21 protein-coding genes and 1 tRNA gene are annotated in these 22,998 nt (G+C 71.8%); 9 read left to right on the top strand and 13 right to left on the bottom strand.

Annotated features, from left to right (window positions below; translation table 11 throughout):
* Window positions 1-29: 29 nt before the first annotated feature.
* Genes STRNI_RS06565 through STRNI_RS06575 form a run of 3 tightly spaced genes read right to left on the bottom strand, consistent with a single transcriptional unit; the run spans window position 30 to window position 3,672 of the window.
* Complete coding sequence (locus STRNI_RS06565; RefSeq protein ID WP_159484955.1) at window positions 30-929, bottom strand: ABC transporter permease; 900 nt, start codon at window positions 927-929, stop codon at window positions 30-32.
* Window positions 926-1,876, bottom strand: a complete 951-nt coding sequence (locus tag STRNI_RS06570; RefSeq protein ID WP_159484957.1) for an ABC transporter permease — start codon at window positions 1,874-1,876, stop codon at window positions 926-928. Before STRNI_RS06570 ends, STRNI_RS06565 begins: the two co-directional genes overlap by 4 nt.
* Window positions 1,873-3,672, bottom strand: a complete 1,800-nt coding sequence (locus STRNI_RS06575) for a peptide ABC transporter substrate-binding protein (RefSeq protein WP_159484959.1) — start codon at window positions 3,670-3,672, stop codon at window positions 1,873-1,875. Before STRNI_RS06575 ends, STRNI_RS06570 begins: the two co-directional genes overlap by 4 nt.
* A gap of 204 nt (window positions 3,673-3,876) precedes the next feature.
* On the opposite strand from STRNI_RS06575, the gene STRNI_RS06580 reads away from it, so the two are divergent.
* Window positions 3,877-5,403, top strand: a complete 1,527-nt coding sequence (locus STRNI_RS06580; protein WP_159484961.1) for a M81 family metallopeptidase — start codon at window positions 3,877-3,879, stop codon at window positions 5,401-5,403.
* Window positions 5,404-5,433: 30 nt separating this feature from the next.
* Here the strand turns inward: STRNI_RS06580 and STRNI_RS06585 are convergent, their stop codons facing one another.
* The 3 genes from STRNI_RS06585 to STRNI_RS06595 all read right to left on the bottom strand — a co-directional run bounded on the left by STRNI_RS06585 (window position 5,434) and on the right by STRNI_RS06595 (window position 10,458).
* Entirely contained in the window at window positions 5,434-6,723 is a 1,290-nt protein-coding gene (locus STRNI_RS06585) for an MFS transporter (protein ID WP_159484963.1), read from the bottom strand.
* A gap of 187 nt (window positions 6,724-6,910) precedes the next feature.
* Window positions 6,911-8,311, bottom strand: a complete 1,401-nt coding sequence (locus tag STRNI_RS06590; RefSeq protein WP_159484965.1) for a glutamine synthetase family protein — start codon at window positions 8,309-8,311, stop codon at window positions 6,911-6,913.
* Between the two features lie 83 nt (window positions 8,312-8,394).
* Window positions 8,395-10,458, bottom strand: a complete 2,064-nt coding sequence (locus STRNI_RS06595; protein ID WP_018088423.1) for a SpoIIE family protein phosphatase — start codon at window positions 10,456-10,458, stop codon at window positions 8,395-8,397.
* A gap of 206 nt (window positions 10,459-10,664) precedes the next feature.
* Between STRNI_RS06595 and STRNI_RS06600 the strand changes: the two genes are divergently transcribed.
* The 6 genes from STRNI_RS06600 (at window position 10,665) to STRNI_RS06625 (ending at window position 15,340) form a co-directional block, all read left to right on the top strand.
* Window positions 10,665-11,534 (top strand): TetR/AcrR family transcriptional regulator, encoded by an 870-nt coding sequence (locus STRNI_RS06600; RefSeq protein WP_018088422.1) that lies wholly within the window; start codon window positions 10,665-10,667, stop codon window positions 11,532-11,534.
* A gap of 53 nt (window positions 11,535-11,587) precedes the next feature.
* Window positions 11,588-12,475: a beta-keto acid cleavage family enzyme gene (locus STRNI_RS06605; RefSeq protein WP_272595468.1), complete on the top strand. Its 888-nt coding sequence runs from the start codon at window positions 11,588-11,590 to the stop codon at window positions 12,473-12,475.
* Window positions 12,476-12,536: 61 nt separating this feature from the next.
* On the top strand, window positions 12,537-13,505 hold the full coding sequence (locus STRNI_RS06610) for a 3-hydroxyacyl-CoA dehydrogenase NAD-binding domain-containing protein (RefSeq protein WP_159484967.1): 969 nt from the start codon (window positions 12,537-12,539) through the stop codon (window positions 13,503-13,505).
* Window positions 13,502-13,972, top strand: coding sequence for a thioesterase family protein (locus STRNI_RS06615; RefSeq protein WP_159484969.1), 471 nt, complete (start codon window positions 13,502-13,504; stop codon window positions 13,970-13,972). Before STRNI_RS06610 ends, STRNI_RS06615 begins: the two co-directional genes overlap by 4 nt.
* A gap of 158 nt (window positions 13,973-14,130) precedes the next feature.
* Window positions 14,131-14,463: a DUF427 domain-containing protein gene (locus STRNI_RS06620; RefSeq protein WP_018088418.1), complete on the top strand. Its 333-nt coding sequence runs from the start codon at window positions 14,131-14,133 to the stop codon at window positions 14,461-14,463.
* A 256-nt stretch (window positions 14,464-14,719) separates the two neighbouring features.
* Window positions 14,720-15,340, top strand: a complete 621-nt coding sequence (locus STRNI_RS06625) for a DUF309 domain-containing protein (RefSeq protein ID WP_371874909.1) — start codon at window positions 14,720-14,722, stop codon at window positions 15,338-15,340.
* A 93-nt stretch (window positions 15,341-15,433) separates the two neighbouring features.
* Here STRNI_RS06625 and STRNI_RS06630 read toward each other — a convergent pair whose 3' ends face one another.
* From STRNI_RS06630 to STRNI_RS06650, 5 genes are all read right to left on the bottom strand, one after another.
* Complete coding sequence (locus tag STRNI_RS06630; RefSeq protein WP_167540491.1) at window positions 15,434-16,603, bottom strand: D-alanyl-D-alanine carboxypeptidase family protein; 1,170 nt, start codon at window positions 16,601-16,603, stop codon at window positions 15,434-15,436.
* A 209-nt stretch (window positions 16,604-16,812) separates the two neighbouring features.
* Entirely contained in the window at window positions 16,813-18,036 is a 1,224-nt protein-coding gene (locus tag STRNI_RS06635) for a cytochrome P450 family protein (RefSeq protein ID WP_159484973.1), read from the bottom strand.
* A gap of 156 nt (window positions 18,037-18,192) precedes the next feature.
* A complete protein-coding gene (locus tag STRNI_RS06640; protein ID WP_159484975.1) occupies window positions 18,193-19,413 on the bottom strand; it encodes an MAB_1171c family putative transporter in 1,221 nt (406 codons plus the stop codon).
* Complete coding sequence (locus STRNI_RS06645; RefSeq protein WP_093645758.1) at window positions 19,406-20,017, bottom strand: hypothetical protein; 612 nt, start codon at window positions 20,015-20,017, stop codon at window positions 19,406-19,408. Before STRNI_RS06645 ends, STRNI_RS06640 begins: the two co-directional genes overlap by 8 nt.
* A gap of 79 nt (window positions 20,018-20,096) precedes the next feature.
* Entirely contained in the window at window positions 20,097-20,585 is a 489-nt protein-coding gene (locus tag STRNI_RS06650; RefSeq protein ID WP_018088412.1) for a helix-turn-helix domain-containing protein, read from the bottom strand.
* A gap of 315 nt (window positions 20,586-20,900) precedes the next feature.
* On the opposite strand from STRNI_RS06650, the gene STRNI_RS06655 reads away from it, so the two are divergent.
* A complete protein-coding gene (locus tag STRNI_RS06655) occupies window positions 20,901-21,134 on the top strand; it encodes a hypothetical protein (RefSeq protein WP_159484977.1) in 234 nt (77 codons plus the stop codon).
* A gap of 27 nt (window positions 21,135-21,161) precedes the next feature.
* On the opposite strand, the gene STRNI_RS06660 is transcribed toward STRNI_RS06655, so the two are convergent.
* Both STRNI_RS06660 and STRNI_RS06665 read right to left on the bottom strand, forming a co-directional pair.
* A complete protein-coding gene (locus STRNI_RS06660) occupies window positions 21,162-21,920 on the bottom strand; it encodes a DUF6215 domain-containing protein (RefSeq protein ID WP_159484979.1) in 759 nt (252 codons plus the stop codon).
* Window positions 21,921-22,265: 345 nt separating this feature from the next.
* Window positions 22,266-22,339, bottom strand: a tRNA-Pro gene (locus STRNI_RS06665).
* Window positions 22,340-22,500: 161 nt separating this feature from the next.
* On the opposite strand from STRNI_RS06665, the gene STRNI_RS06670 reads away from it, so the two are divergent.
* On the top strand, window positions 22,501-22,794 hold the full coding sequence (locus STRNI_RS06670) for a YiaA/YiaB family inner membrane protein (RefSeq protein WP_026169423.1): 294 nt from the start codon (window positions 22,501-22,503) through the stop codon (window positions 22,792-22,794).
* The last annotated feature ends 204 nt before the right edge of the window (window positions 22,795-22,998 follow it).

Here is a 22,998-nt window from a genome sequence, read left to right on the forward strand (position 1 = left end):
AGCCATGTCGGTTCTTCGGCAAACGCGCGTCAGGGCTTCTTCAGCCGTACGTCGAAGGCGTCCCGCAGACCGTCTCCGACGCAGTGGAAGGCGGCGACGGTCAGCACGATCGCGAGGCCCGGCGGGAAGATCAGCCACCAGTGGCCGACCTGGGTGTAGGTGAGGCCGGCCGAGAGCAGGGAGCCCCAGTCGGCGGCGGGCGGCGGGAGGGAAAGGCCCAGGAAGGACAGATAGGCGACGTAGAGGATGGCGTCGGCCACCTGGAAGGTGGCGTTGACGATGACGGTGCCGAGGGCGTTGGGGAGGATGTGCCGGAAGACGGCACGGCCGCCTCCGCCGCCCATCAGCCGCATCGCATGGATGTAGTCGCGGCTGCGCAGCGCCAGCGCCTCACCGCGGACGAGACGGGCCGGGGAGAGCCAGGCGACGGAGGCGACGATCAGGATGAGGAGGGGCTTGCCGGGGGTGACGATCGCGGCCACCACGACGAGCAGGAAGAGCGCCGGAATGGCGAGTGCGGCATCGGTGACGCGCATCATCACCGCGTCCGCCCAGCCGCCGAAGTAGCCCGCGACGGCTCCGTAGACCGTCCCGAAGAGGGTGGCCAGCAGCCCTGCCGCCAGCCCGACTTCGAGGGAGGTCCGGCCGCCGTACATCATCCGGCCCAGCTCGTCGTAACCCAGGTCTGTGGTGCCCAGCGGATGGCCCGCGCCGGGGGCCCGGCCGGCCTGGGCGAGGTCGGTGTGGATCTGGTCGGTGGGGTGGACCAGCGGCCCGAGGAAGCAGAAGGCACACAGGGCGACCAGCACCAGCGCGCCGGTGAGGGCGAGTTTGTTGCGGGCGAAGACGGCGAGGGTGCGGCGGGCGGGGCCGGGGCCGGCCGGGGTGGTGTCCGTCCGGGCGGCGGCGTCGAGGGCGGTGGGCGTCACGTCACGCTCCTGATGCGCGGGTCGAGGACGGCATAGGCGATATCGGCGATCAGGGAACCGAGGACGGTGGCGGTGCCGACGACGAGGGTGACGCCGAGCAGGACGGGGAAGTCCGAGCTCTGGGCGGCGTTCCAGAACAGCAGCCCCATTCCTGGGTAGTTGAACATCGACTCGACGACGAGGGTGCCGCTGAAGAGGGTGGGGAGGTAGAGGCCGAGGAGGGTGGCCAGCGGGATGAGGGCGTTGCGCAGCACATGTCTGGTCATGAGGCGGGCGGGCGACTGCCCCTTGGCGCGGGCGGTGCGTACGTAGTCCTCCCCGAGGTTGTCGAGGACGGCGGAGCGCATATAGCGGCTGAAGGCGGCGATGATGCCGAGCGCGGCGGTCACGACGGGGAGGACGAGGGCGGGCAGTTCGGCGAGGAGGCCGCCCACCGTGTCGGCCTGTGGTGCCTCGGCGGGCAGCAGGGGGAGCTCCTGGCTGAAGACCAGGATGAGCACCAGGCCGAGGAAGAACACCGGGGTGGCGTAGGCGAGGAAGGCCGCACCGGTCAGCACGTGGTCGACGGTCTTGCCGCGACGTACGGCCTGGAGGATGCCCAGCGGGACGGCGAGCAGCGCGGCGAGCGTCAGGGCGAGGCCGGCGAGCAGTGCGGTCTTGGGCAGCCGCTCGGCGAGCAGTGCGGCAACGCCCTGGTTGAGCTTGTAGGACTCGCCGAGGTCGCCGGTGAGCAGCCGTCCCAGGTACCCGAGGTACTGCTCGGGCAGGGAACGGTCGTACCCCTGCTGGTGGTTGAAGTGGTCGACGGCCTCCGGGGTGGCCTGCACACCGAGGATGGCGCGGGCCGGGCCCCCGGGGAGCAGATGCAGCAGGACGAAGACGATCACGGAGACCAGCAGCAGCACGACGAGGGCCTGGGCGAGGCGCTTGACCAGGAAACGGATCATCTGCCGGCCCCGCTCTTCTTCACGAAGTACCAGTTCTGCGGCGCCAGGGACAGGGTCGGGTTCTGGTCGACGCCGCGCAGATCGTTGCGGATGACGGAGACCTGGTAGGCGGGGTTGGGGGTCCACAGGACCGGGAGCTGACGGGCCACCTCCCGGCCGTAGTCACGCAGGGCGGCCGGGTCGTCGGAGTACTCGGTGGCCCGGATCAGCCGGTCGGTGCGGGGATCGGACCAACTGCCCATGTTCGAGGGCGCGTTGCTCGCGAAGATCTTCTCTCCGCTGGGGTCGGGCGGGAAGTACCAGCTGCCCTGGGTGCCGAAGAAGCCGAGCTGCCACTGCGCGCAGCGGGGTTCGGTCCGTTTGCAGGGGACGGTGGTGCCCAGGACGGTGTTCAGCGGCTGCTGCCGGATGTCGAGAGTGACGCCTGCCTTGCCGAATTCGGACTTGATGACCTGCATGGTGTTGGAGGTCTCGGTCGAGCCGGACTGGGAGAGCAGCGCGAGCCGCAGCTCCTGGCCGTCCTTGATGCCCGCACCGCACTCCCCCGCGCCGGTCCCGGGCCGTACGCAGCGCAGCACACCGGCCCGCTCGGCCCAGCCGTGCCCGGCGAGCAGCGCCCCCGCCCGCCGGGGGTCGTACGGATATGGGTCGCGGTCGAGGAGACCTGCGGGGACCGGGCCGAGGGTGGGTGCGGCGCTGCCGTGCCAGACCACCCGGGAGAGCGCCTTCTGGTCGATCAGATGCTGGAGCGCCTGGCGCAGGTAGTCCTGGCGCAGCAGCGGTCCGGCCGTGGGGTGCTGGAAGTTGAGGACGATATAGGTGATCGCCCAGCCCTCCCACGGATCGATCCGATAGCCCCTCTCCCGGAATTTCGCCGACTGTGCCATGACCGAGGGCGGGATATAGCCGTAGTCGACGCCGCCGGCGCGCAGCACATTGAATGCGGAGTCGGCGGTGGTGAAGGGCTTGAGGACCACCCGGTCGAGATGGGGTGTGTCAGGCCCGCGGTAATGCTTGTTGGGGATCAGGGAGACCTGTCCGGAGGTCGTCCATTTCTCCACCTTCCAGGGCCCGTTGACGGTCCGCCACAGGGGGTCTGTGGCAAACCGGGAGAATTGCCTGGCGTGCCGCATCAGCCGGGCGAAGGCCCGCTCGGGGCTCTGGTTACCGGGGTTCCAGGCGTGTACGGGGAGGGCGCCGAAGTCCTGGAGTTCATTGGCGGTGAACCAGGCCGGGTTGTAGGCGCGGTCCAGCCGGAGACGGAAGGTCCGGTCGTCGACGATCTCGAAGGTCTTGACGTCGTCCGGCATCAGCCCGGGCGAATAGCCGGCCCATTCCTTCTTGTTGTGCTTGATCAGATCGAACCAGAACTTCACATCGCGGGTGGTGACAGGCTTTCCGTCGGACCACTCATAGCCCTTTTTCAGGGAGATGGTGACGGTTTTGTTGCCGTCGCGGTAGCGGGGCATTTCCGCGAGGCCGCGGGGCGATTCCATGGTCAGCGCCGCGCCCTTGCGCTCGGGGGTGAACAGCGGCAGGAACAGCAGGTTCTGGATGGCGCTGTTGTAGGACGCCAGATAGCCGGGGGCGCCGATGGGGAAGATCCAGTTGGGAGTGGCGGCGGGCGGCAGCGCCATGGTGACGGTGCCGCCCTCGACGGGTGTCCCGCCGGTGGCACCGAGATCTGTGACAACGTTGCCAGGCGGCCCGCAGCCGAAGAGCACGAAGGTACCGAGCAGGACGGCGGCCGCCATACACCCCAGGGACCCGCGGATGCGTGTGGTGCGCGGACCCATGCTGCCTCCGGGAGGTCGGCCGGTCGAAGTGCGAGCAAAGTACGGAGGGCCGAGAAAAGAAGTCAAGACCTTGACGAAAGCAGGCCAACTACTGCCTATTGTCGGCGAGTTGGAGCACCCGCCGCCGATGGCCACCAGCGAACTCACTCAGTGCCGCTGAGGCGCTCTGGTCAACTCCCGCCCGCCCGAGGGAAAGTGAGCCCCATGTCGTCCACCCCTTCCGGTTCCCGGCTCCGCATCGGTATCGGCGGTATGGCCATCGAGTCCAGCCAGTTCTGCCCGCACCGCTCGGGATACGACGACTTCCGCATCACCCGGGAGCGTGCGCTACTGGACCGCTACACCTGGACCCGGCCGGACGGCGAGCTGTCCGGACTCGTGGAGTGGGTGCCGCTGGTGCATGCCGTCGCGGTGCCCGGCGGGCCGGTCGAGCGCGCCGTCTACGACCGCATCAAGGAGGAACTGACCGGCCGCATCGAGGAGTCGGGCCCGCTGGACGGGCTGGTGTACGACATCCACGGCGCCATGAGCGTGGTCGGGCTGGACGACGCGGAGGCCCATCTCACCGCCGCGGTACGGGCCGCGACCGGTCCCGGCACCCTGATCTCTGCCGCCATGGATCTGCACGGCAATGTCTCGCGCCGCTTCGCCGAGCATCTCGATCTGCTCACCGCGCACCGGATGGCCCCGCACGAGGACGCCTGGGAGACCCGGGAGCGGGCCGCCCGCAAGCTCGTCGAACGGCTGGTCCACGGGCGGGGCCGCCCGCACCGGGCCTGGGTGCAGATTCCCGTCCTGCTCCCCGGCGAGAAGACCAGCACCCGGCTGGAACCGGCCAGGTCGCTCTACGGGCGGCTGGCCTCGGTCGAGGCGCTCGACGGCGTCGTGGACGCGGCGGTCTGGGTGGGCTACGCCTGGGCCGACGAGGCACGCTGCCGGGCCGCCGTGGTGGTCACCGCGGACGATCCCGAACTCGCCCTGGCGCAGGCCGGATCGCTGGCCCGTGCGTACTGGGACGCCCGCCGCGACTTCGTCTTCGCCGGCCCGACCGGTGACGCCGACACCTGTATCGCCCGCGCCGTCGCCTCCCCCGCCCGCCCGTTCCTGATCAGCGACTCCGGCGACAACCCCACCGCGGGCGGCGCCGGGGACCTCGCGTACATGCTCGGCCGGCTGCTGGCCCACGAGGAGCTGGCGAGCGGCCGGGTCACCGCGCTGCATCCGGGCATCACCGACCCCGAGGCCGTCGCCGTCTGCCGCGCCGCCGGGGTGGGCGCCGAGGTCACGCTCGACGTGGGCGGCCGGTTCAGCGCGGGGACCGGCCCGCACACCGCACCGTATGTGCTGACCGGCACGGTCACCGCCGTGGACGAACCGGCCGGACCCGGCCCCGGTGCGCCGCGCGGGAATCCGGCCTACGACGGCGGCGGCCGGTCCGCGGCCGTCACCTGCGGCGGGGTGACGGTGGTGCTGACCGAGCGCCGCAAGCCGTTCCACACCCGCGCGGACTTCGGCTCACTGGACCCGCTCGCCTACGACTTGGTGGTCGTCAAGATCGGCTATCTGGAACCCGAGCTGTACGAGATGGCCGCGGACTGGCTGCTCGCACTCACCCCCGGCGGCGTCGACCAGGACCTGCTGCGCCTCGGACACCACAGGGTGCTGCGGCCCCTCTACCCCTTCGACGACCAGGGGTTCGAGGATCCGGGGCTGACCCCGGTGTTGCTCTAGGGGGCCGGAGGCCGGGGACCTCCGCCACCCTCACGGCTGTGGATCGCGGGCGTCGTAGCGGGCGAAGGCGCGGCGGCCGAGACCGAGTGCGGTCACGGCCAGGACGCAGGCCACGCCGCCGCCGATCACAGCGGTGGCCGGGGAGGTCAGATCGGCCGCCGAGCCGGCGAGGAAGTCCCCGAGCCGCGGGCCGCCGGCGACCACGACGATGAAGACGCCCTGGAGCCGGCCGCGCATCTCGTCCGGCGTCGCGGCCTGCAGCATGGTGCTGCGGAACACCATCGAGACGGTGTCCGCGCAGCCGGCCACGGCCAGGAAGAACAGCCCCAGCCACAGATGCCGGGAGAGCCCGAAGCAGGCGATGGCGGCGCCCCAGGCGGCCACCGCGATCAGGATGGCGAGGCCGTGCCGGCGGATGCCGCCGAGCCAGCCGGAGAACAGCCCGCCCAGTACGGCGCCCACCGCAGGCGCGGCGACCAGCAGGCCGACGGTCTTGGCGTCCCCGGCGAACCAGAGCACCGCGACCGCGGGGAACAGGGCGCGCGGCTGGGCGAGCACCATCGCCGCGAGGTCGGAGAAGAACGTCATCCGCAGATTCGGCCGGGTGGCGAGGAAGCGCAGGCCGTCCAGGACGGAGGCCCGGCGCCGCGGCCCCTCTCCGTGGTCGGGCCGCATGGACGGCAGCCGCCACATCGCGTACAGCGAGCCGCTGAAGGCCACCACATCGATCAGATACGCGGTCTGATAGCCCCACAGGCCCACGATGACCCCGCCCAGCATCGGTCCGCCCATTAGACCGAGGTTGCTGGTCAGGGAGTTGAGGGCGTTGGCGGCCGGCAGCTGTTCGGTGGGCAGCAGCCGCGGGATCATCGAGCTGCGGGCCGGTGAGTTCATCGCGAAGCAGACGGCCTGGCAGGCGACGACGGTGTAGAGCAGCCAGACCCGGTGGTATCCGGCCAGCGCGGCGGTGGCGAGGACCAGGGACATCACCGTCGCGCCCATGGCGCTGTAGAGGCCCAGCTTGCGGCGGTCGACGGTGTCGGCGATGGCGCCGCCGTAGAGCCCGAAGACGACGAGCGGGACCAGTGAGCACAGCCCCACCAGGCCGACCGAGAAGGTGGAGTGGGTGATGGCATAGACCTGCAGGGAGACCGCGAGCGCGGTCATCTGCTGGCCCATCCAGGAGATGGTGTTGCCGCACCAGAGACGGCGGTAGTCCGGGGAGGTGCGCAGCGGGGTCAGATCGGCGAATATCCGGGAGCGCAGGGGTATTTCGCCCTTTTCGGAGGTCGTTGTAGAGGGCACGCGGCAGTAAAGCATGCGTCGGGGGTCCCGGGGCGGGAAGGGGCGGGAAGAGGCACTCCGGCCGCTCGCCCCTTACGCCCGGAGCGTGCGGCGGGAGGGGCGACCAGCTCGCCCGTCCCCGCCGCTCCCGGCCGGTCCGTCAGGTCTCCGGGGCAGTCCGGCGTCCAGGAGGGGGCCGCCGCCCCCGGGGCGTCCTCCGGTCTCACCAGCGCCAGCGGGTCGCGGCGGCGATCTCCTCGGCCTCGCTGTCGGCGAAGTGGGCCTCCTCGGCGCGCCGGACCGCGAGCACCGCGCCGTGCAGTACCTCGCCCATCGCCTCGTACAGCGGGGCGGACTTCTCCAGCCGGTCGGCCGCCTCGGTGAGGGTGGCGGGCAGCCGTACGATGCCGCGCCGGGAGCGTTCGCGGACGCCGAGGATGCCCGGGTCGCCGGTCTGCGGTGCCGGCAGCTGCGCCGCGGACTCGATGCCGTGCAGTCCCGCGGCGAGTACCGCGCCGACCGCGAGATACGGGTTGGCGGCGGCGTCGAAGGTCTTGACCTCGGCGTGGCCGCCGTCCGGGTCGTCGGGGGCGCCGGTGATCAGACGCAGCGCCGCCTCCCGGTTCTCCACGCCCCAGCACTGGTAGATGCCGGCCCAGTGGGAGGGCTGCAGCCGCAGATAGCTGGCGGGTGAGGGGCAGCCGATGGCGAGCAGGGCGGGCAGGGCGTTCAGGACGCCGCCGAGGAAGGCCACCGCGTCCGGCGCCAGGCCCCAGGGGGCGTCGGGGGTGCGGTGCAGGCTCGCGCCGTCGCGGTACAGGCCGAGGTGAAGGTGGCAGCCGTTGCCGACCTCTCCGGCGACGACCGACGGGGCGAAGGAGGCCCGCAGTCCGTGCCGGGCGGAGACGGCGCGGACGGTCTCGCGGACCAGCACCACATCGTCGGCGGCGCGGACGGGGTCGCCCGGGGCGGTGGTGACCTCGAACTGGCCCGGGGCGTACTCGGGGTGGAGCTGGAGGACGTCGATGCCCTGGACGGCCAGCGCCTCGGTGACATCGCGGAGGTAGTCGGAGAGTTCGACGACCCGGGTCATGCCGTACGCGGGGCCCGCGCAGGGGTAGTCGAGCGCCTCGTCCGGGCCGGTGGCGGCCGGGTGGTGTCCCTCCGGGACGCGGGTGACCACCCATTCGGTTTCGAAGCCCATCCGCAGCTCCAGCCCGGCCGCGGCGGCCCGCTCCACCATCCGCCGGGCGAACTGCCGCTGGCAGGCGGGGTGCGGCCGGCCGAGCTGGTCGTAGCGGTCCACCGGCGCCCAGGCCCAGCCGGGCTGTGCGGCGAGTACGGTGACGCGGTCCAGGTCGGGGAAGAGCCGCAGGTCCCCGTCGGGTCCGCCGAGGTGGTCGGATGCGGTGATGGCGTCGTCGGAGGTGAAGACGTCGAAGACGGGCGACATCCCGACGCCGCGCTCCGCGGCAGCGGTGAGCCGCTGCGCCGGAATGGTCTTGACGCGGGTGACGCCGGCGTTGTCCACCCAGGTCAGCGCCACATTCCGGACACCTTCCGCCTCCAGTTGCGCCGCCAGCCGGCGGGCTTCCTCGCGCTGTTCCGCAGCCCGCGTTCCCATAGTGCCGTCCTCACTCGACCGTGCCGGTGCCCGGCACCCGTGCCCGCTGATCGCCCTTGCCGACCCGGCTCGACGCCGCCCGGTCAGGAGCAGTTGAACTCGCACCATACGCACTTTCCGCTGCCGCGCGGTTCCACACCCCAGACGTCCGCCAGGCGGTCCACGAGGAGCAGACCGCGGCCGGAGACGCCGGCCTCACCGGGCTCACGGCGTCGCGGCAGGCTGCTGGAGTGGTCCTCGACCTCCAGCCGCAGCAGCCGCCCGACGCTGTGCGGCATACGGATGTTGACCACGGCCTCGCCGTCGGTGTGCAGCAGCGCATTGGTGATCAGCTCGTCGGCGACCAGTTCGATCTCCTCGGCACGGTCCGCCGCGCCCCAGGCGCGCACCGCGGCCCGGATCATGTGCCGGGCGGCGGAGAGGCCTTCGGGGTCGGCGGGCGCGATGTGCTGGCGGAACCGGCCGACGATGTCATGCTCCGGGGCGCCCAGCCGACGCAGCAGCAGCAGCGCCATATCGTCCTCGCCGGTCCGGTCGCCCGCCGACTCGCAGAGCCGGTCGGCGAGTTGCTGGACGTCCTGGGGGCCGTCGCGGACCTCGCGGGCCAACTCCCGCATCCCGATGTCGAGGTCGGTGCCGGGCTGTTCGACGATGCCGTCGGTGCACAGCAGCAGAGTGTCGCCGGGGGCGAGCTGGACGGTGGTGACCGGGTAGTCGAGCCGCCGGAATTCGGAGGAGATCCCGAGCGGCAGCCCGCCGGCCACCGGCAGCCGGCGGCAGATGCCCTCGGCGTGCCGCAGCAGCGGGTCGATATGGCCGGCCCGGACGATCCGGGCCGAGCCGGTGCTCAGGTCGGCGTCGACGTAGGTGCAGGTGGCGAAGCGGTCGGCGTCCAGCTCGTTGAGGAAGGCGGAGGCGCGGCCCATGACGGTGGCGGGGGCATGCCCTTCGGCGGCGTAGGCGCGCAGCACGATCCGCAGCTGGCCCATCAGCGCCGCGGCCTGGGTGTCATGGCCCTGGACGTCGCCGATGACGGCGGCGACCCGGCCGTCGGGCAGCGGGATCACGTCGTACCAGTCGCCGCCGATGTCCCGGCCCATCCGGGCGGAGCGGTAGCGGACGGCGATCTGGGCGCCGGGGATGCCGGGGATCCGGCGGGGCAGCATGGCCTGCTGGAGACCGGCGGCGAGATCGTGCTCCTGGTCGTAGAGCATGGCGCGGGCCAGGCTCTGCGCGATGCTGCTGCCGAGCGCCACCAGGACGTTGCGCTCTTGGTCGCGGAAGTCGCTCTCCCGCTCGAAGAACAGGCCGATCACCCCGATCGGGCGGCCCTGCGCGATCAGCGGCAGATATGCGGCGGAGTTGACGTTCAGCGGCTCGATGGCCGGCCACAGCCGGGGGTATGTGTGCCGGAATTCGGCGCGGCTGCCCACATAGCGCGGGGTGAGGGTGCGGACGACCTCACTCATCGGGAATTCGTCCCCCACCCGCGTGTATTCGAGGTCGGGGACGAAGCTGCCGGCCTTGCCCTCGGAGATCAGCCGGATGCGTCCGGCCTCGACGAGGCCCAGGATCACGTTCTCCGCGCCCAGCCGGCTCAGGCCCTGCTCATCGGCGAGCACCGCGATCACTTCACCGACCGTCCTGGCGTGTGCCAGGGCGGCGGTGGTGCGTTCGACGACGCTGGTGTGCCGCCGGCGCTCCTCATCGCCCGCGAGCCGCTCCGCCGCGTGGGTGTATTCGTGGCTGGCGTCGCGGACCACTCCGATGATGCGGCGGGGCCGGCCGGTGTCGTCGCGGCGGATGCTGCCCTGGGAGTGGGTCCAGCGCAGCTCACCGCTGCGCAGCCGTACCCGGAAGTAGGCGCCGTAGGAGTCGCTGCCGTCCTTGAGCGCCCGCGCGACCAGGGCGTCCAGACGGGCCGCCTCATGGGCCGGGACACGGCAGTTGAGCGTGGCCGGACGGTCGTCGTACTCCGCCGGAAGCATGTCGAACACCTCGAGGGCGGGCGGGTCCATGTGCATCAGCCCGCTGTCGAGGTCCCAGTCGAAGGCTCCCATGCCGTTGAGGGCCAGGGTCAGGTCCGGGTGGGCGGGCCAGTCGTCCGGCACCGACACGGTGGGCCGCTTCGCTCCCCGGTCAGCCATGTCGTCACTTTGCCACATTCACCCGGATTGCGGCGTCTTCAGTCCCTTCACCCGATCGGGCTGCGACGGCAGCCGTCGCCACACTGACTCTGCTCTCAGTTTGCCCGCATTCCCGCTCCCTGATGCTGGCCACATCAGGCCAATACGCACCCCGCCTTCCCCCAACCGTTGCGATGTTCTCAACACGCCTGTTACGGTCCCGGACCATGAAGGACACCCCCGGAGACCGGGTCACCGACGACGCCGGAGAGGTCACGGACCGTGTCCGGCAGGTGATCGGCCGGCTCGGCTGCAGCCATCGCGAGTTCGCCCGCCGGATCGTGATGGACCCCTCGAAACTGTCCAGGTCACTGGGGGGCACCCGGCGTTTCACGCTGGCCGAGATCGTGCGGATCGCCGATATCGGCGCGGTCGACACCGGCTGGCTGCTCGGGGCCCCGGAGCGGCCCTCGGCGCCGCCCGGCCGCGAGCCGGCCGCCGTGCCCGAGGGCGGCCGGCCCCTGCAGATCGTGCGGGAGACCGTCCGGCTGATCGCCGAGCACGGCTTCCACGGCGTACGGGTCGCCGATATCGCCGCCGCCTGCGGTACCAGCCCGGCCGCCGTCCACTACCACTTCCCCGGCCGCGACGAGCTGCTGGAAGCGGCCGTGCGCTGGTGCATGGACGAGGACACCGAGCGCCGCGCCGCGGGGCTGGCCGCGGCCCCCGACGCCCGCGGCGAGCTGCTGCATCTGATCGCGCTGCAGACCCCGCGCACCGATCAGCAGCGCCGCCAGTGGCTGGTCTGGCTCGATCTGTGGGCCCAGGCCGCCCGCTCCACCGCCGTGGGGCGGCTGCACGAGCACTACTACCGGCAGTGGCGCACCACCGTCGCCGAGGTCGTACGCCGCGGCGTCGACCAGGGCGTCTTCCGCACCGTCGATCCGGAGTTCACCGCGCTCCGGCTGACCGCCCTGATCGACGGCCTGGCCACGCAGGTGCTCGCCACCGCTCCGGACAGCACCGGCCCCGACACCATGCACACCGCGCTGCTGGCCTTCGTGGAGAGCGAGCTCACCCCCGCCTCCGCGGTCTGACGCCGCCGTTCCCCGCCGAGCCCGAGGCACCCACCCCCATCGAAGGGATCCCCGTGAATCACGAGGTCATCATCACCTGCGCGCTCACCGGCGCCGGCGACACCGTCCGCCGCTCCCCGCACGTCCCCGTGACGCCCGAGCAGATCGCCGCATCGGCCGTCGAGGCGGCAGCCGCGGGCGCCGCGGTGGTGCACATCCACGTCCGCGATCCGGAGACCGGCGATCCGTCGCGCGACCCGCGGCTGTACGCCGAGGTGGTCGAGCGGATCAAGGAGACCGGCACCGACGTCGTCATCAACCTCACCGCCGGCATGGGCGGCGACCTGGTGATCGACCCCGACGCCCCGCTGCGGCAGCTGCCCGGTACGGACCTGGTGAGCGGTCTGGAGCGGCTGCCGCATGTCGAGGAACTGCTGCCCGACATCTGCACTCTGGACTGCGGCTCCCTCAACTTCGGTGACGGCTCCAACCTCTATGTCTCCACCCCCGACATGCTGCGGGCGGGCGCGAAGCGCATCCAGGAGCTCGGGGTGCGGCCCGAGTTGGAGATCTTCGACACCGGTCAGCTGTGGTTCGCCAAGCAGCTGCTGGCCGAGGGACTGCTGGACGACCCGACCGTCTTCCAGCTGTGCATGGGCATCCCGTGGGGCGCGCCGGCCGACCCCGGGGTACTGCAGTCGATGGTGCGGATGCTGCCCGAGGGCGCCCAGTGGGCGAGCTTTGCGCTCGGCAGGATGCAGATGCCGTGGGTCGCCCAGTCGATCCTCCTCGGCGGGCATGTGCGGGTGGGCCTGGAGGACAACCTGTACCTCAGCAAGGGCGTCAAGGCCACCAACGGGCAGCTCGTCGAACGCGCCGTCCAGATCACCGAGTTGCTCGGCGCCACGGTCGCCACCCCCGACCAGGCGCGCGCCCGGCTGGGCCTGAAGCCCCGCGCCTGACCCGCGACTGCGCTCCCCCGTTCTTCTCCCTCTCCTCCCCTCCACCTGGAGCCGCTCCCCCATGCCTGAAACCACCTCTGCCCCCTGCGCCCCCGAGGACGTACGCCGCATCGCCTGTATCGGCGCCGGAGTGATCGGCGGCGGCTGGGTCGCCCATTTCCTCGCCCGTGGCTACGACGTCACCGCCTGGGACCCGGCCGCGGACGCCGAGGACAAGCTCCGCCGCCTGGTGGCCGCCGCCTGGCCCGCGCTGGAACAGATAGGCCTGGCCGAGGGCGCCACGCAGGACCGGCTGACGATCGCCCCCACCCTCGCCGAGGCGGTCGCCGACGCCGACTTCGTCCAGGAAAGCGCCCCGGAGAAGCTGGAGTTGAAGCGCTCCCTGCTCGCCGAGCTCGCCGCCGCGACCCGGCCGGGCGTGGTCATCGCCTCCTCCACCTCGGGCTACCCGATGACCGATATGCAGACCGCGGCCGAGGACGCCGGCCGCCTCGTCGTCGGCCACCCCTTCAACCCGCCGTACCTCATCCCGCTGGTGGAGGTCGTCGGCGGGGAGCAGACCGACCCCGAGGCCGTCGCCTGGGCCTCCCGCTTCTACGACGTGGCCGGCAAGTCCGTGATCACCATGGACCGCGAACTGCCCGGCTTCATCGCCAACCGCCTCCAGGAGGCGCTCTGGCGCGAGGCGCTGCACATGGTCGCCAACGGCGAGGCCTCGGTCGAGGACATCGACGCCTCGATCACCGAAGGGCCGGGCCTGCGCTGGGCGTTCATGGGCCCCTGCCTGACCTTCGCGCTGGCCGGCGGCGAGGGCGGAATGGCCCATATGCTCGACCACTTCGGCCCGTCCCTGAAGTCGCCGTGGACCCGGCTGGAGGCGCCCGAGCTGGACCGTGAGCTGCGTGACGCCATGGTCGACGGCTGCCGGGAGGCCGCGGGCGACCGTACGTACGCGGATCTGGTCGCCGCGCGTGACCAGGGCGTCATCGACGTCCTCCGCGCCACGGGGCGGCTGGGGAGCACCCGATGACCGACGGCACACCGGGCGGCCCGCCCCTCTTCCGCCAGACGGTCCGGGACGAGTGGATCGACTACAACGGCCATCTCAGTGAGGCCTATTACGTCCTGGTCTTCGGCTTCGCGACCGACGCCCTCATGGACGCGGCCGGCCTCGACGCCGCCTACCGCGAGCGCACCGGCTGCTCCCTCTACACGGTCGAGGCCCACGTCCGCTATCTCCACGAGGTCGCCCGCCACAGCGAACTCACCGTCCGCACCACCGTGTTGGGCGTGGACGGCAAGAAGCTCCGCCTCCTCCACGAGATGTTCGCCGGGGAACCCTCCGGCGAGCCGGTGGCCACCGAGGAGCTGTTCACCCTGCACATCGACCAGGCCGCCGGGCGCTCGGCACCCCTGCCCGCGACGGCCCGCGCGCACCTCACCGCCCTCGTCGCTCCGGCGCCGGAGTGGGCGGGACGCGGTATCCGAGAGGTGTGAGGCGGGAGGCGCGGCGACGGCGTACGGGCTGTCGGTGGGCCCCAGGCCCACCTCGCCCGCCTCACCCGCCCGAGCCGCCTCACCCGCCCCTGCTCCCTCCCGGTGCGATCCTGGACCGGGAGGGAGCCGCCTCCCTCGCCCACCGAAGGGAAGTGACCATGAGCACCACCCGAGGCCACCGCATCGACGTCACAGAAGGCACCGACCATGTCCGCGTCGAGGTCGACGGACAGCTGATCGCCGAGAGCCGGCGCCCGCTGCTCCTCACCGAGACCGGCTATCCGGTGCGGTACTACCTCCCTCCCGAGGACGTCCGCACCGAGCTGCTCACCCCCTCCGAGACGCACACCGTCTGCCCCTTCAAGGGCACCGCCTCGTACTGGTCGCTCGCCGGCGGTCCGGAGGACATCGTGTGGGCCTACCCCGAGCCGCACCCCGAGGTCGCCCGGATCAAGGATCATTTCTGCTTCTACAAGACCGAGTTGGCCTGAGCGGGAGCGGCCCGGTAGCCCACCTCGGACGGGAATAGGAAATACTCCCAACAATTCCGGGCGCGCGACGGTACGGCAATGTGCCCGCCCCCCGGCGACGCCGGCCGGCCGCACGGCGCACAATCGAAGCGTGACCGACGCCGACAGCCCCCACGACCAGCCCCTCCCCTTCCGCCCGTCCGTCCCGCACCGGGCGGGCGACGAAGGCGGCGATCCGGCCTGCTGGCTGGACCAGGTGTGTGACGCCTGCGGCCGGATCAGGGAACGGCCCGGCAGTGCGGTCTGCGAGCACTGTGGCGCCGGGGCGGCGGACGCCGAGAGCAGTGACGTCCCCGACCGCGCCCCCGACCCCGTCGCCGCGCCGCGCCGGCGGGACCGTGACGAGGAGGGGCGGGCCCGTAGCGCCCGCCCGCGGGACGGTCTCGGCCGGCCGCTGCCGTACGGCTCCCCGGGCGTGGCCCGGCAGCCCGAGGGGGTGCCCCGGACGCCCGCGCAGTCGCTGACCGAGGCGCAGCGGCTGCTCGACGACGGGATGCCGTTCCACGCCCATGAGGTGCTGGAGGACGCCTGGAAGGCGGCGCCGGAGGCGGAGCGCGAGCTGTGGCGGGGGCTCGCCCAGCTCGCGGTGGGGCTCACCCATGCGGCGCGTGGCAATGCCGTGGGCGGTACGGCACTGCTCGACCGGGGTGCGGCGGCCATCGCGCCGTATGCCGATGCCGCCCCCTACGGGATCGAAATCGCGGGACTCATGGCCTGGGCCCGGGAGCTGACCGTGCGTCTGACCGGCTCCGGGGCCGTGCCGGCGGCGGAGTCCGCGCCCCGGCTGCGGGCAACGGGAGAAGAGACCGAAAATCGCCCCACCGGGGACGAGGCCTGAGACCGCCCTACAGGCGACCGGTGGGGCCGGGCTCCGCCGGGACGCGCGGAGCCGTCGCCGCTGTCGTACACACCACGGGCCGGGGCCCCGGGCCTACGCCGTCCCTCCGTTCCGTCCGCCGCGGGCGCGTGCCTGCCGCAAGCGGGCGAGCAGGGCGCCGAGCCCGAGTGCCGCGAGGCCGGCGCCGCCAGCCCCCAGGGCGAGGGTGTCGCGCCGGGGAGAACCGTCGCGGTCCCCGGTGCCGGTGACATCGGCAGCCACCGGGCTCATCGGGCCGCCGCCGTCGTGGGCGGCGCGTACGGCGTGCAGGGTGCCCACCGGCTGGGCCGTGCCGGCGGTACGGAAGCCCCAGTCCAGGAGGGCGCCGGCTTCCTTGTAGACGGCGTTGTACTCCTTCGACTGGGGGTTCAGCACGGTGACCAGGAGGGTGCGGCCGTTCCGGCGCGCGGCGGCGATCAGCGTGTTGCCGGCCTTGGAGGTGTAGCCGTTCTTGACGCCGATGAGGCCGGGGTACCGGGACATCCCGTGCGAGCCCACCAGCAGGCGGTTGGTGTTCTCGATCTGCGTGGTGCCGCCCGCGGCGGGGAACGTGGCGCGGGGGGTGGCGCAGTAGCGGGCGAAGTCCTCGTTGGCGAGCCCGGCGCGGGCGAAGACGGTCAGGTCGTGGGCCGAGGACACCTGACCGGGCGCGTCATAGCCGTCCGGGGACTTGACGGTGGTGTCGCGCGCGCCGAGTTTCCTGGCGTTCTCCTGCATCTCCTCCGCCGTGGTCCGCCAGCCGCCGTTCATCGCGGCCAGTACGTGCACCGCGTCGTTGCCGGAGCGGAGGAAGACCCCGCGCCACAGGTCGCCGACGGTGTAGCGGCGGCCCTGCTGGACGCCGACGACGCTGCTGCCGGCCCCGATTCCCGCGAGGTCGGCGGAGCTGACCCGGCGTACCGTACCGGCCGAGAACTTCGGCAGGACGGTGACCGCGAACAGCGTCTTGAGGGTGCTGGCCGGGGCGAGCTTGCGGTGCGGGCTCTTCGCCGCCAGCACGCTGCCGGTGTCCGCGTCGGCCACCATCCAGGACAGGGCGGACAGACCGCTGGGCAGCCTCGCGCTGCCGGGGGCGGTGGGTGCCTGTACCCCGGCGCCGGCGACGGCGGGCTGACGGACCGTGGCCCCGTTGGCCGCGGCCGGTATGGACGTCAGCGACACACCGGCGACAGCGATCAGCGCGACCGCACCGGCCTTCCTGGACACACGCGCGTCAATTGTCATGCCGTCACGCTATGGAGCGGTGCCGCGGTCCGCAGCGCAGTTGCGCCACACGGACCAGGGCCGCGCCGCGTCCGCGGGCGTGTCGCAACTGCAACCGGTGCAAAGAAGGACCCGCCCGGTGCGACGGGGGATGCACACCGGGCGGGTCTCAGGAACCTTTTTACCGCATGAGCGAACGGTTATGCCTCAAAAACTTGTTCGTTTGCCGATTACCAGGTGACGGGCAGCGAAATCAGGCCACGTGCCCGCAGGGCCCGACGATGCCGCAATTCACCACGCGGGACGCCCAGTCGCAGCTCCGGGAAGCGGCCGAGGAGCGCGTCGAGCGCGGTGACGGCCTCCAGCCGGGCCAGCGGGGCGCCGAGGCAGTAATGGATGCCGTGCCCCATCGCGAGATGCCCGGAGAGGTCGCGGCCGCGGTCCAGCGTGTCCGGTGCGGGGAAGCGCGCGGGGTCCCGGTTCGCGGACGCGATCGACAGCAGCACGCTCTCCCCGGCCGGGATCCGTACGCCGCCGATCTCCATGTCCTCCTTGGGGAAGCGACGGATCGACAACGGAGAGGGGCCGTCGAAGCGGAGGAACTCCTCCACGGCCGTCGGCAGTTCGGCCGGATTGCGCTGCAACTGCCGGAGCTGGTCCGGGTGGTCGAGGAGGGCGAGCACGGCGTTGCCGATGAGGTGGACGGTGTTCTCGTATCCGGCGAAGAGAATGAGGAAGGCCAGCGAGGTCAGTTCGTCCTCGGTGAGCCGGTCGCCGTCCTCGCCGGCGGCCGCGTCATCGCGCACCGCGATCAGATCCGAGAGCAGATCGTCGCCCGGCTCCGCACGCTTGGCCGCGATCAGACCGGTGTAGAACTCCAGCATCGCCCCGATCGCCTGCTTCATCAGTTCCGGCCGGCTCGGGTCCGGTGTGATGAGGGCGTCCGACCAGGCGAGGAAGTCGCGGCGGTCATGGTCCGGGATGCCCAGCAGATCGCAGATCACGGCGATCGGCAGCGGCCCCGCGTAGTCGGCGATCAGATCCGCGCGGCCGCGCTCCGCCATCGCGTCCAGCAGCTCGTCGGCGATCCGCCGTACGGGCGCGCGCAGCGCCTCGACCCGGCCCGGGGTGAAGGCCTTGACCACCAGACGGCGCACCCGGGTGTGGTCCGGCGGATCCATGTTCAGCAGATTCGCGTCCAGCGCGGGCGGCAGCGCGAAACCGCGGTAACCGCCGGGCGCGGCATACCGCTTGTCCAGGGAGAGCCGGGGATCGGCGAGGGCGCGGCGGACGTCGTCGTAGCGGGTCACCAGCCAGGCGGGGTGCCCGTCGGCACCGGTGATCCGGTGCACCGGCCCGGCGTCGCGCAGCGCGGCACAGGCGGCGTACGGATCGTCGAGGAGGGGCGTCACATCGATGGGGGCGTCGGGGCCGGTCTCGGTGGTGTTCTGCATGAGCCCGACCCTAAGGGCCGTCCCGCAAACTCCCGTTCCGGCGCACGCCGTTCGGTGACAGCCGCGCGGGCGGCACCGGTCACGTCGACCGGTGCCGCCCGGGGGGTACGGGCGGCCCGGACCCCCGTGCCGGGCCACCCCGTCTGTGGTGCTTCCTCAGCCGTGCGCCACCGAGCTCCGCTGGCGCAGTTCGGTGAGCACGGTCTCGATCAGCGGCGAGTGGTAGACATCCGCGACCAGCGCCAAGTGTTCGTACTCCGCGCTGAGTTCGGCCGGTTCGGCACCGGTGGCGACCACCACGCTGTCGGCGCCGTGGTCGGGGACATGGCCCACCGCACGGTTCTCCAGGCCACGGCGGAGCGCGGCGGCCTCCGCGACGGCCGCCAGCTGCCTGTCGTCGAGGGCGACCGCGCGGGCCCGCTCGCGGGCGATGTCGACGGCGTCGGACTCCACATGGCGCCGGATGCCGCGCTGTACGTCCCGGATCTCGGCCATCTGCCGGTTGGCCCGCCACTCCAGGTCGGCGAACGGCCACCGTACGGACCACGCCGAGGAGCCCATCGTGACCTCGGGGGTCTGCGCGGTGACGGTCCGCCAGAGCGGGGAGAGGCGGCGCAGCCGGCGCCAGGCCGCGACCCGGGGGCCGGCCGCCGGCAGCGCGAATCCGGTGAGGACCATCAGCGCCGCGACCGAGGCGCTCAGCGGGGCCACGCCGTTGGAGAGCCACAGCGCCGGGTGTCCCGACCAGGACAGGACGAAGCCGATGACCTTGCAGGCGCAGTAGGCCAGGCCGAGCCAGCAGCCCGCGGCCAGCACCCGCAGACCGCGCGCGAGGTGTGTGCCGCCGAGTTGTGCGGCGTAGCGCGGGCAGAGCGTCCCCAGGGCCGCCGAACTCAATCCGAAAATGGCCAAATACAGCACCAGGAACAGCATGACTCCCGGGGAGTCGGTGTAGGCGGTGCTGAAGTCGCGGGGGTGCTCGACGGCGTCCGGCCGGCCGACCACGAAGCCGGTGACCGCCACCGCCCACAGCCCGGCCACGATCCCCACGGCGACGCGCGCCCTGGTCCGGGCACGGGCCCGCGCGCACGCGCCCTCGCCCGCCGTCCAGCGCAGCAGCAGCACCAGCGCACCCGCGGCGAACACCACCACGGAGGAGTAGAGGAAGACCATGGCGAGGTTGGCCACGCCGGTCAGCCGGTCGAAGGCGCGGTAGAGGCTGGGCGCGGAGAAGAGGAAGACCGTCGCCACTCCGCCGGTCATCACACAGGCCAGCCCCAGATCCGCGTTGCTGCGGTCCCGGAACCAGGCGACGGACTTGTATCCGACGATCGCCCAGGCGGCGACGCCGAAGGACAGATAGAGGACGTCAAACACGCGGACCCCCGTCCCCCGCCGCGCCCGCTCCGACGCCGTCGGTCCCCTCGTCCCCGGCCGGGGTCCCCTGCCGGCGCCGGATGTGCTGCAGCGCGGGCCCGAGCGCCGCCGCCAGCTCGGCCGCCTGTCCCTCCAGGGGGAGTTCCCGCTCGGCCGCGGACGGCGCCACCCGCTCCATCAGCAGGGTGCCGAGCACTTCGGTCTCCCGCTCGGCGAGGTTGTCATAGCCGTGATGCCGGGCGAAGCCCATGGTCAGGCCCATCCGCCGCATGGCGGTGGCGACATCGACCGACGGGGTCCACAGCTTCAGCGCGTCCTCGGTGACCGCGGGATCCTGGCCGTGTCCCAGCAGAAGATGGCTCAGTTCGTGCAGCACGATGTGCGCCTGGTGCCACGGTGAGGTCTTGAGCTCGTAGAAGACCCAGTAGCCGTCGTCGGTGACGGCCGTCATCCCCGAGACCACGCCGCCCAGGCTCATCGGCACCAGGTGGACGGGCAGCGCCACCCGTGCGGCGACGATGTCGCACATCCCGCGCAGATCGGTTGTGGCCGGCAGCGCCAGCTCCTTGATGAGCCGCTTGCACCGCCTGCGTATCTGCCCCACTCGCATGCTCGTCCCGTCCTCGTCTCCGACCCGCTGCCAGGAAGAGAAGACCTGGCCGCGCTCAGCGGTCCGCATCGGTTCACTCACCGCGTCGGTCACCGCCCTGCTCCGGCGGATCGGCCGGCAGATTCATCTGCTGCCGGAACTGGGAGATGATCGTCGTCAGACTGTCCTGCACCTCCGGCGGCAGCCCGACGGAGCGCAGCGCGATCGCGCGCACCCGCTGATCCCGCATCGCGGCCAGGAAGCGGACCTCTTCCTCCACCCGCGCGGCCTGCGGCTGCGAGAGGTCCCCCAGCAGATAACCGACAGGTACGGCAAAGAACTTGGCCAGCGCGCGCAGCAGCTCCGGACTCGGGTTCGTACGCCTGCCGTTGCGCAGCATCGACAGATACTGCTCGGTGACCTTGACCCCGCCGTACTCGGCCGCGCCCCCGCTGATCTCCTCGGCCACAAAGGCGTTGGTATACGGGGCCCCCGGCGGATGCATGTTCGCGAAGAGGTGGTTGAGCCGTTCCGCGAGCACGCTGCCCGCCCCCTTGGACCGGCTGTCTCCCCCCACGTTCATCTCTTCCGTCCCCCGTCGATCGAGCCCAACGAACAGTTAAGGCTCCGTTACCCGGCCATCATCCTGTCACGGCAGGAACACGGTGCACCAGTCCACTTACGGACAGTAGGGACCGCCGGACTTAACCGGGAGTTGAGCGGCGAAGGGCGCAGGTCACACAGAGCGTCACACGGAGCATGCCGACGGGGGCACCCCACGGGGGGGCGACCACCACCCGGAGCACCAGGCGTCGCCAGAGCCCGCCGCTCACCCAACGCCGCCCCCTTACCGCCCTGTTGGTCGCGGCTCTCCGCCCGCCTACTAGGCTGCCGGGCCATGACGGTGACGAACATGCGCCAAGGAACATGCCCTGCCTGCGGTTCACAAGAGGTCTACTGCCTGAAGGCCATCAAGAGGCAGTTCATGGTGGAGCTCGGCTATTGGGGGGCGGAGGACATTCCGAGCAAGGTGCTGGTGTGCGTGGAGTGCGGCCGCTGCGAGCGATACCTCCAGCTCACGGACAAGCACAAGAAGAAGATCAGGGACGAGGCCGCACGCGTACAGGGATGAAAGCGTGCCGAGGCGCTGCCAAGGCAGTCACCCGCCGGCAGCCCACCCCGGCACCGTCGGCAGTACCTTCTCGGCGACGCGGAGCAGCACCGCGTCGTCCGGCACCATGCCGTCCGCGCGCCACAGGGACACCTCGAAGGAGCCGCCGCTGTCCTTCGCGTCCCGGGCCACGGTGACGGTGCGGGCCGGGACGCCGGGACCGCTTTCGGAGTCGCTCCCGTCGAGGCGGAATCTGATGCTGATGGTGCGGTCCGCGTAGACGACCGCCGGGCGCTCCAGAACCGTTTGCTGCCGCGCGCCGTCCCCCAGAAGCGCGGCGGACCCGGCCACCGGGTGACCGTCGTAGGTGGCCGACAGCGTGACGGTGTAGGTCTCGAACTCGACCTGGGCGGACGGAGTGGCGATCTCCTTGCCGTTGCCGAGCTTGACGGAGTCACCGCTGCCGCCGGCGGTCTTCGCGGCCTGGCCCGGCGTGCCCAGCAGGTCAGCGAGGTCGGGACGGTTCAGCGCCTTGCACAGTTGCGCCCCGGAGACGCGCCGGGACTCCTTCTCGGCCTCCCCGCCCGAGCACCTGGCAGGCGGCGGGGCACTGTCCGGTCCCGATGACGACTCCATCCCCTGCAACGCCCACAGACCGATACCGAGCCCCGCCACCAGCGCCACGGCCGCGACGGCCTGCCCCCACGCGCCCGCCCCCTCCGCGGGCGCGCCCTTCGTGCGGACGCCCTTCGCGGGTCCGCCCTGCGTAGGCGCACCCGTCGTGGGCTCGTCAAAAACGTCCGTCATATCCCCCGCCTGCCATGATCCCCCGATAAGTGCCCCGGGACCTTAACCCGCGACCATCAGGCGAACAAGGACTTTTGTCATCACCGCGGTACCGGCCCCGGTGAGCGCGCAAGCCAGGCCCACTCCTGCTACCGATCGGGGCGCCGTCCGTCTGGTCCTGGCACGGCTGTGCCGACTCCGCGGTCGAACTCGGCGGCGGGCGCAGCCCCGTGGTGTCCGGCGGCGCGCACTGGGGCGGCGGACCGTGGTTCAGCGCTCTCGACCCGGCTCCCGCTCCGCTTCCAAAGCGCTCCCGAACGCACAGTAGGGGCCATCCGAAGATGACCCCTACCTGCGCTTGCACCGTCGGGACGACAGGATTTGAACCTGCGACCCCTTGACCCCCAGTCAAGTGCGCTACCAAGCTGCGCCACGTCCCGGTGCCCGATCCGGCCGGGATGTCCCGGCTGACCGCGCACGAGAACAATACCGCATGTCAGAGGGTGGGTGCTGCCACTTTCCCGTCGCGCGGCGGAGCGGGAGGGGCCAGATGAGTACCTGTACTCATGCGCCGGGGTCACCGCGCCGCCACGCTACGCGCATGACTACTCCATCGATTCAGCGGCCGACGACCACGGCCTTCTTCGTGCAGGCCGCGATCTCCTTCGGGCTGTCGCTGGTGGCGCTGGTGATCGGGATCATCAAGCTGCCGGTGGGACCGTGGGAGCGCGGGTTTCTCGCCCTTGGTCTGATCTTCGTGGTGTCCTCGGCCTTCACGCTGGCGAAGTGCATTCGCGACCGCCAGGAGGTCGAGGAGGTGACGAACCGGGTGGACAAGGCCCGGATCGACAAGCTCCTCATCGAGCAGGACGTCTTCCATCCGGGTCAGGTCTGACCCCGGCGGCCGCGGGCCCGGGGATCTTCCGGTCCGCGGCCCCGCAGCCCTACGCTTGACCTCAAGCGCGCTTGAGGTTGCAGGCTCTGTCGTATGACGCACCTGACGACGGAAGCGACAACGGACCTCACGACGATCCTGACGGCAGAAACCCCGGCGGGGACCACCCCGCGCGACGACACCATCGGTTTCGCCCAACTGCCC

It is taken from the genome of Streptomyces nigrescens, assembly GCF_027626975.1.
Classification (GTDB): Bacteria; Actinomycetota; Actinomycetes; order Streptomycetales; family Streptomycetaceae; genus Streptomyces; species Streptomyces nigrescens.

Coding starts and splice junctions, on each gene's coding strand:
- STRNI_RS06570 (WP_159484957.1), bottom strand. CDS start 1,876: ATGATCCGTTTCCTGGTCAAGCGCCTCGCCCAGGCCCTCGTCGTGCTG.
- STRNI_RS06575 (WP_159484959.1), bottom strand. CDS start 3,672: ATGGGTCCGCGCACCACACGCATCCGCGGGTCCCTGGGGTGTATGGCG.
- STRNI_RS06580 (WP_159484961.1), top strand. CDS start 3,877: ATGTCGTCCACCCCTTCCGGTTCCCGGCTCCGCATCGGTATCGGCGGT.
- STRNI_RS06585 (WP_159484963.1), bottom strand. CDS start 6,723: ATGCTTTACTGCCGCGTGCCCTCTACAACGACCTCCGAAAAGGGCGAA.
- STRNI_RS06590 (WP_159484965.1), bottom strand. CDS start 8,311: ATGGGAACGCGGGCTGCGGAACAGCGCGAGGAAGCCCGCCGGCTGGCG.
- STRNI_RS06595 (WP_018088423.1), bottom strand. CDS start 10,458: ATGGCTGACCGGGGAGCGAAGCGGCCCACCGTGTCGGTGCCGGACGAC.
- STRNI_RS06600 (WP_018088422.1), top strand. CDS start 10,665: ATGAAGGACACCCCCGGAGACCGGGTCACCGACGACGCCGGAGAGGTC.
- STRNI_RS06610 (WP_159484967.1), top strand. CDS start 12,537: ATGCCTGAAACCACCTCTGCCCCCTGCGCCCCCGAGGACGTACGCCGC.
- STRNI_RS06615 (WP_159484969.1), top strand. CDS start 13,502: ATGACCGACGGCACACCGGGCGGCCCGCCCCTCTTCCGCCAGACGGTC.
- STRNI_RS06620 (WP_018088418.1), top strand. CDS start 14,131: ATGAGCACCACCCGAGGCCACCGCATCGACGTCACAGAAGGCACCGAC.
- STRNI_RS06630 (WP_167540491.1), bottom strand. CDS start 16,603: ATGACAATTGACGCGCGTGTGTCCAGGAAGGCCGGTGCGGTCGCGCTG.
- STRNI_RS06635 (WP_159484973.1), bottom strand. CDS start 18,036: ATGCAGAACACCACCGAGACCGGCCCCGACGCCCCCATCGATGTGACG.
- STRNI_RS06650 (WP_018088412.1), bottom strand. CDS start 20,585: ATGAACGTGGGGGGAGACAGCCGGTCCAAGGGGGCGGGCAGCGTGCTC.
- STRNI_RS06655 (WP_159484977.1), top strand. CDS start 20,901: ATGACGGTGACGAACATGCGCCAAGGAACATGCCCTGCCTGCGGTTCA.
- STRNI_RS06660 (WP_159484979.1), bottom strand. CDS start 21,920: ATGACGGACGTTTTTGACGAGCCCACGACGGGTGCGCCTACGCAGGGC.
- STRNI_RS06670 (WP_026169423.1), top strand. CDS start 22,501: ATGACTACTCCATCGATTCAGCGGCCGACGACCACGGCCTTCTTCGTG.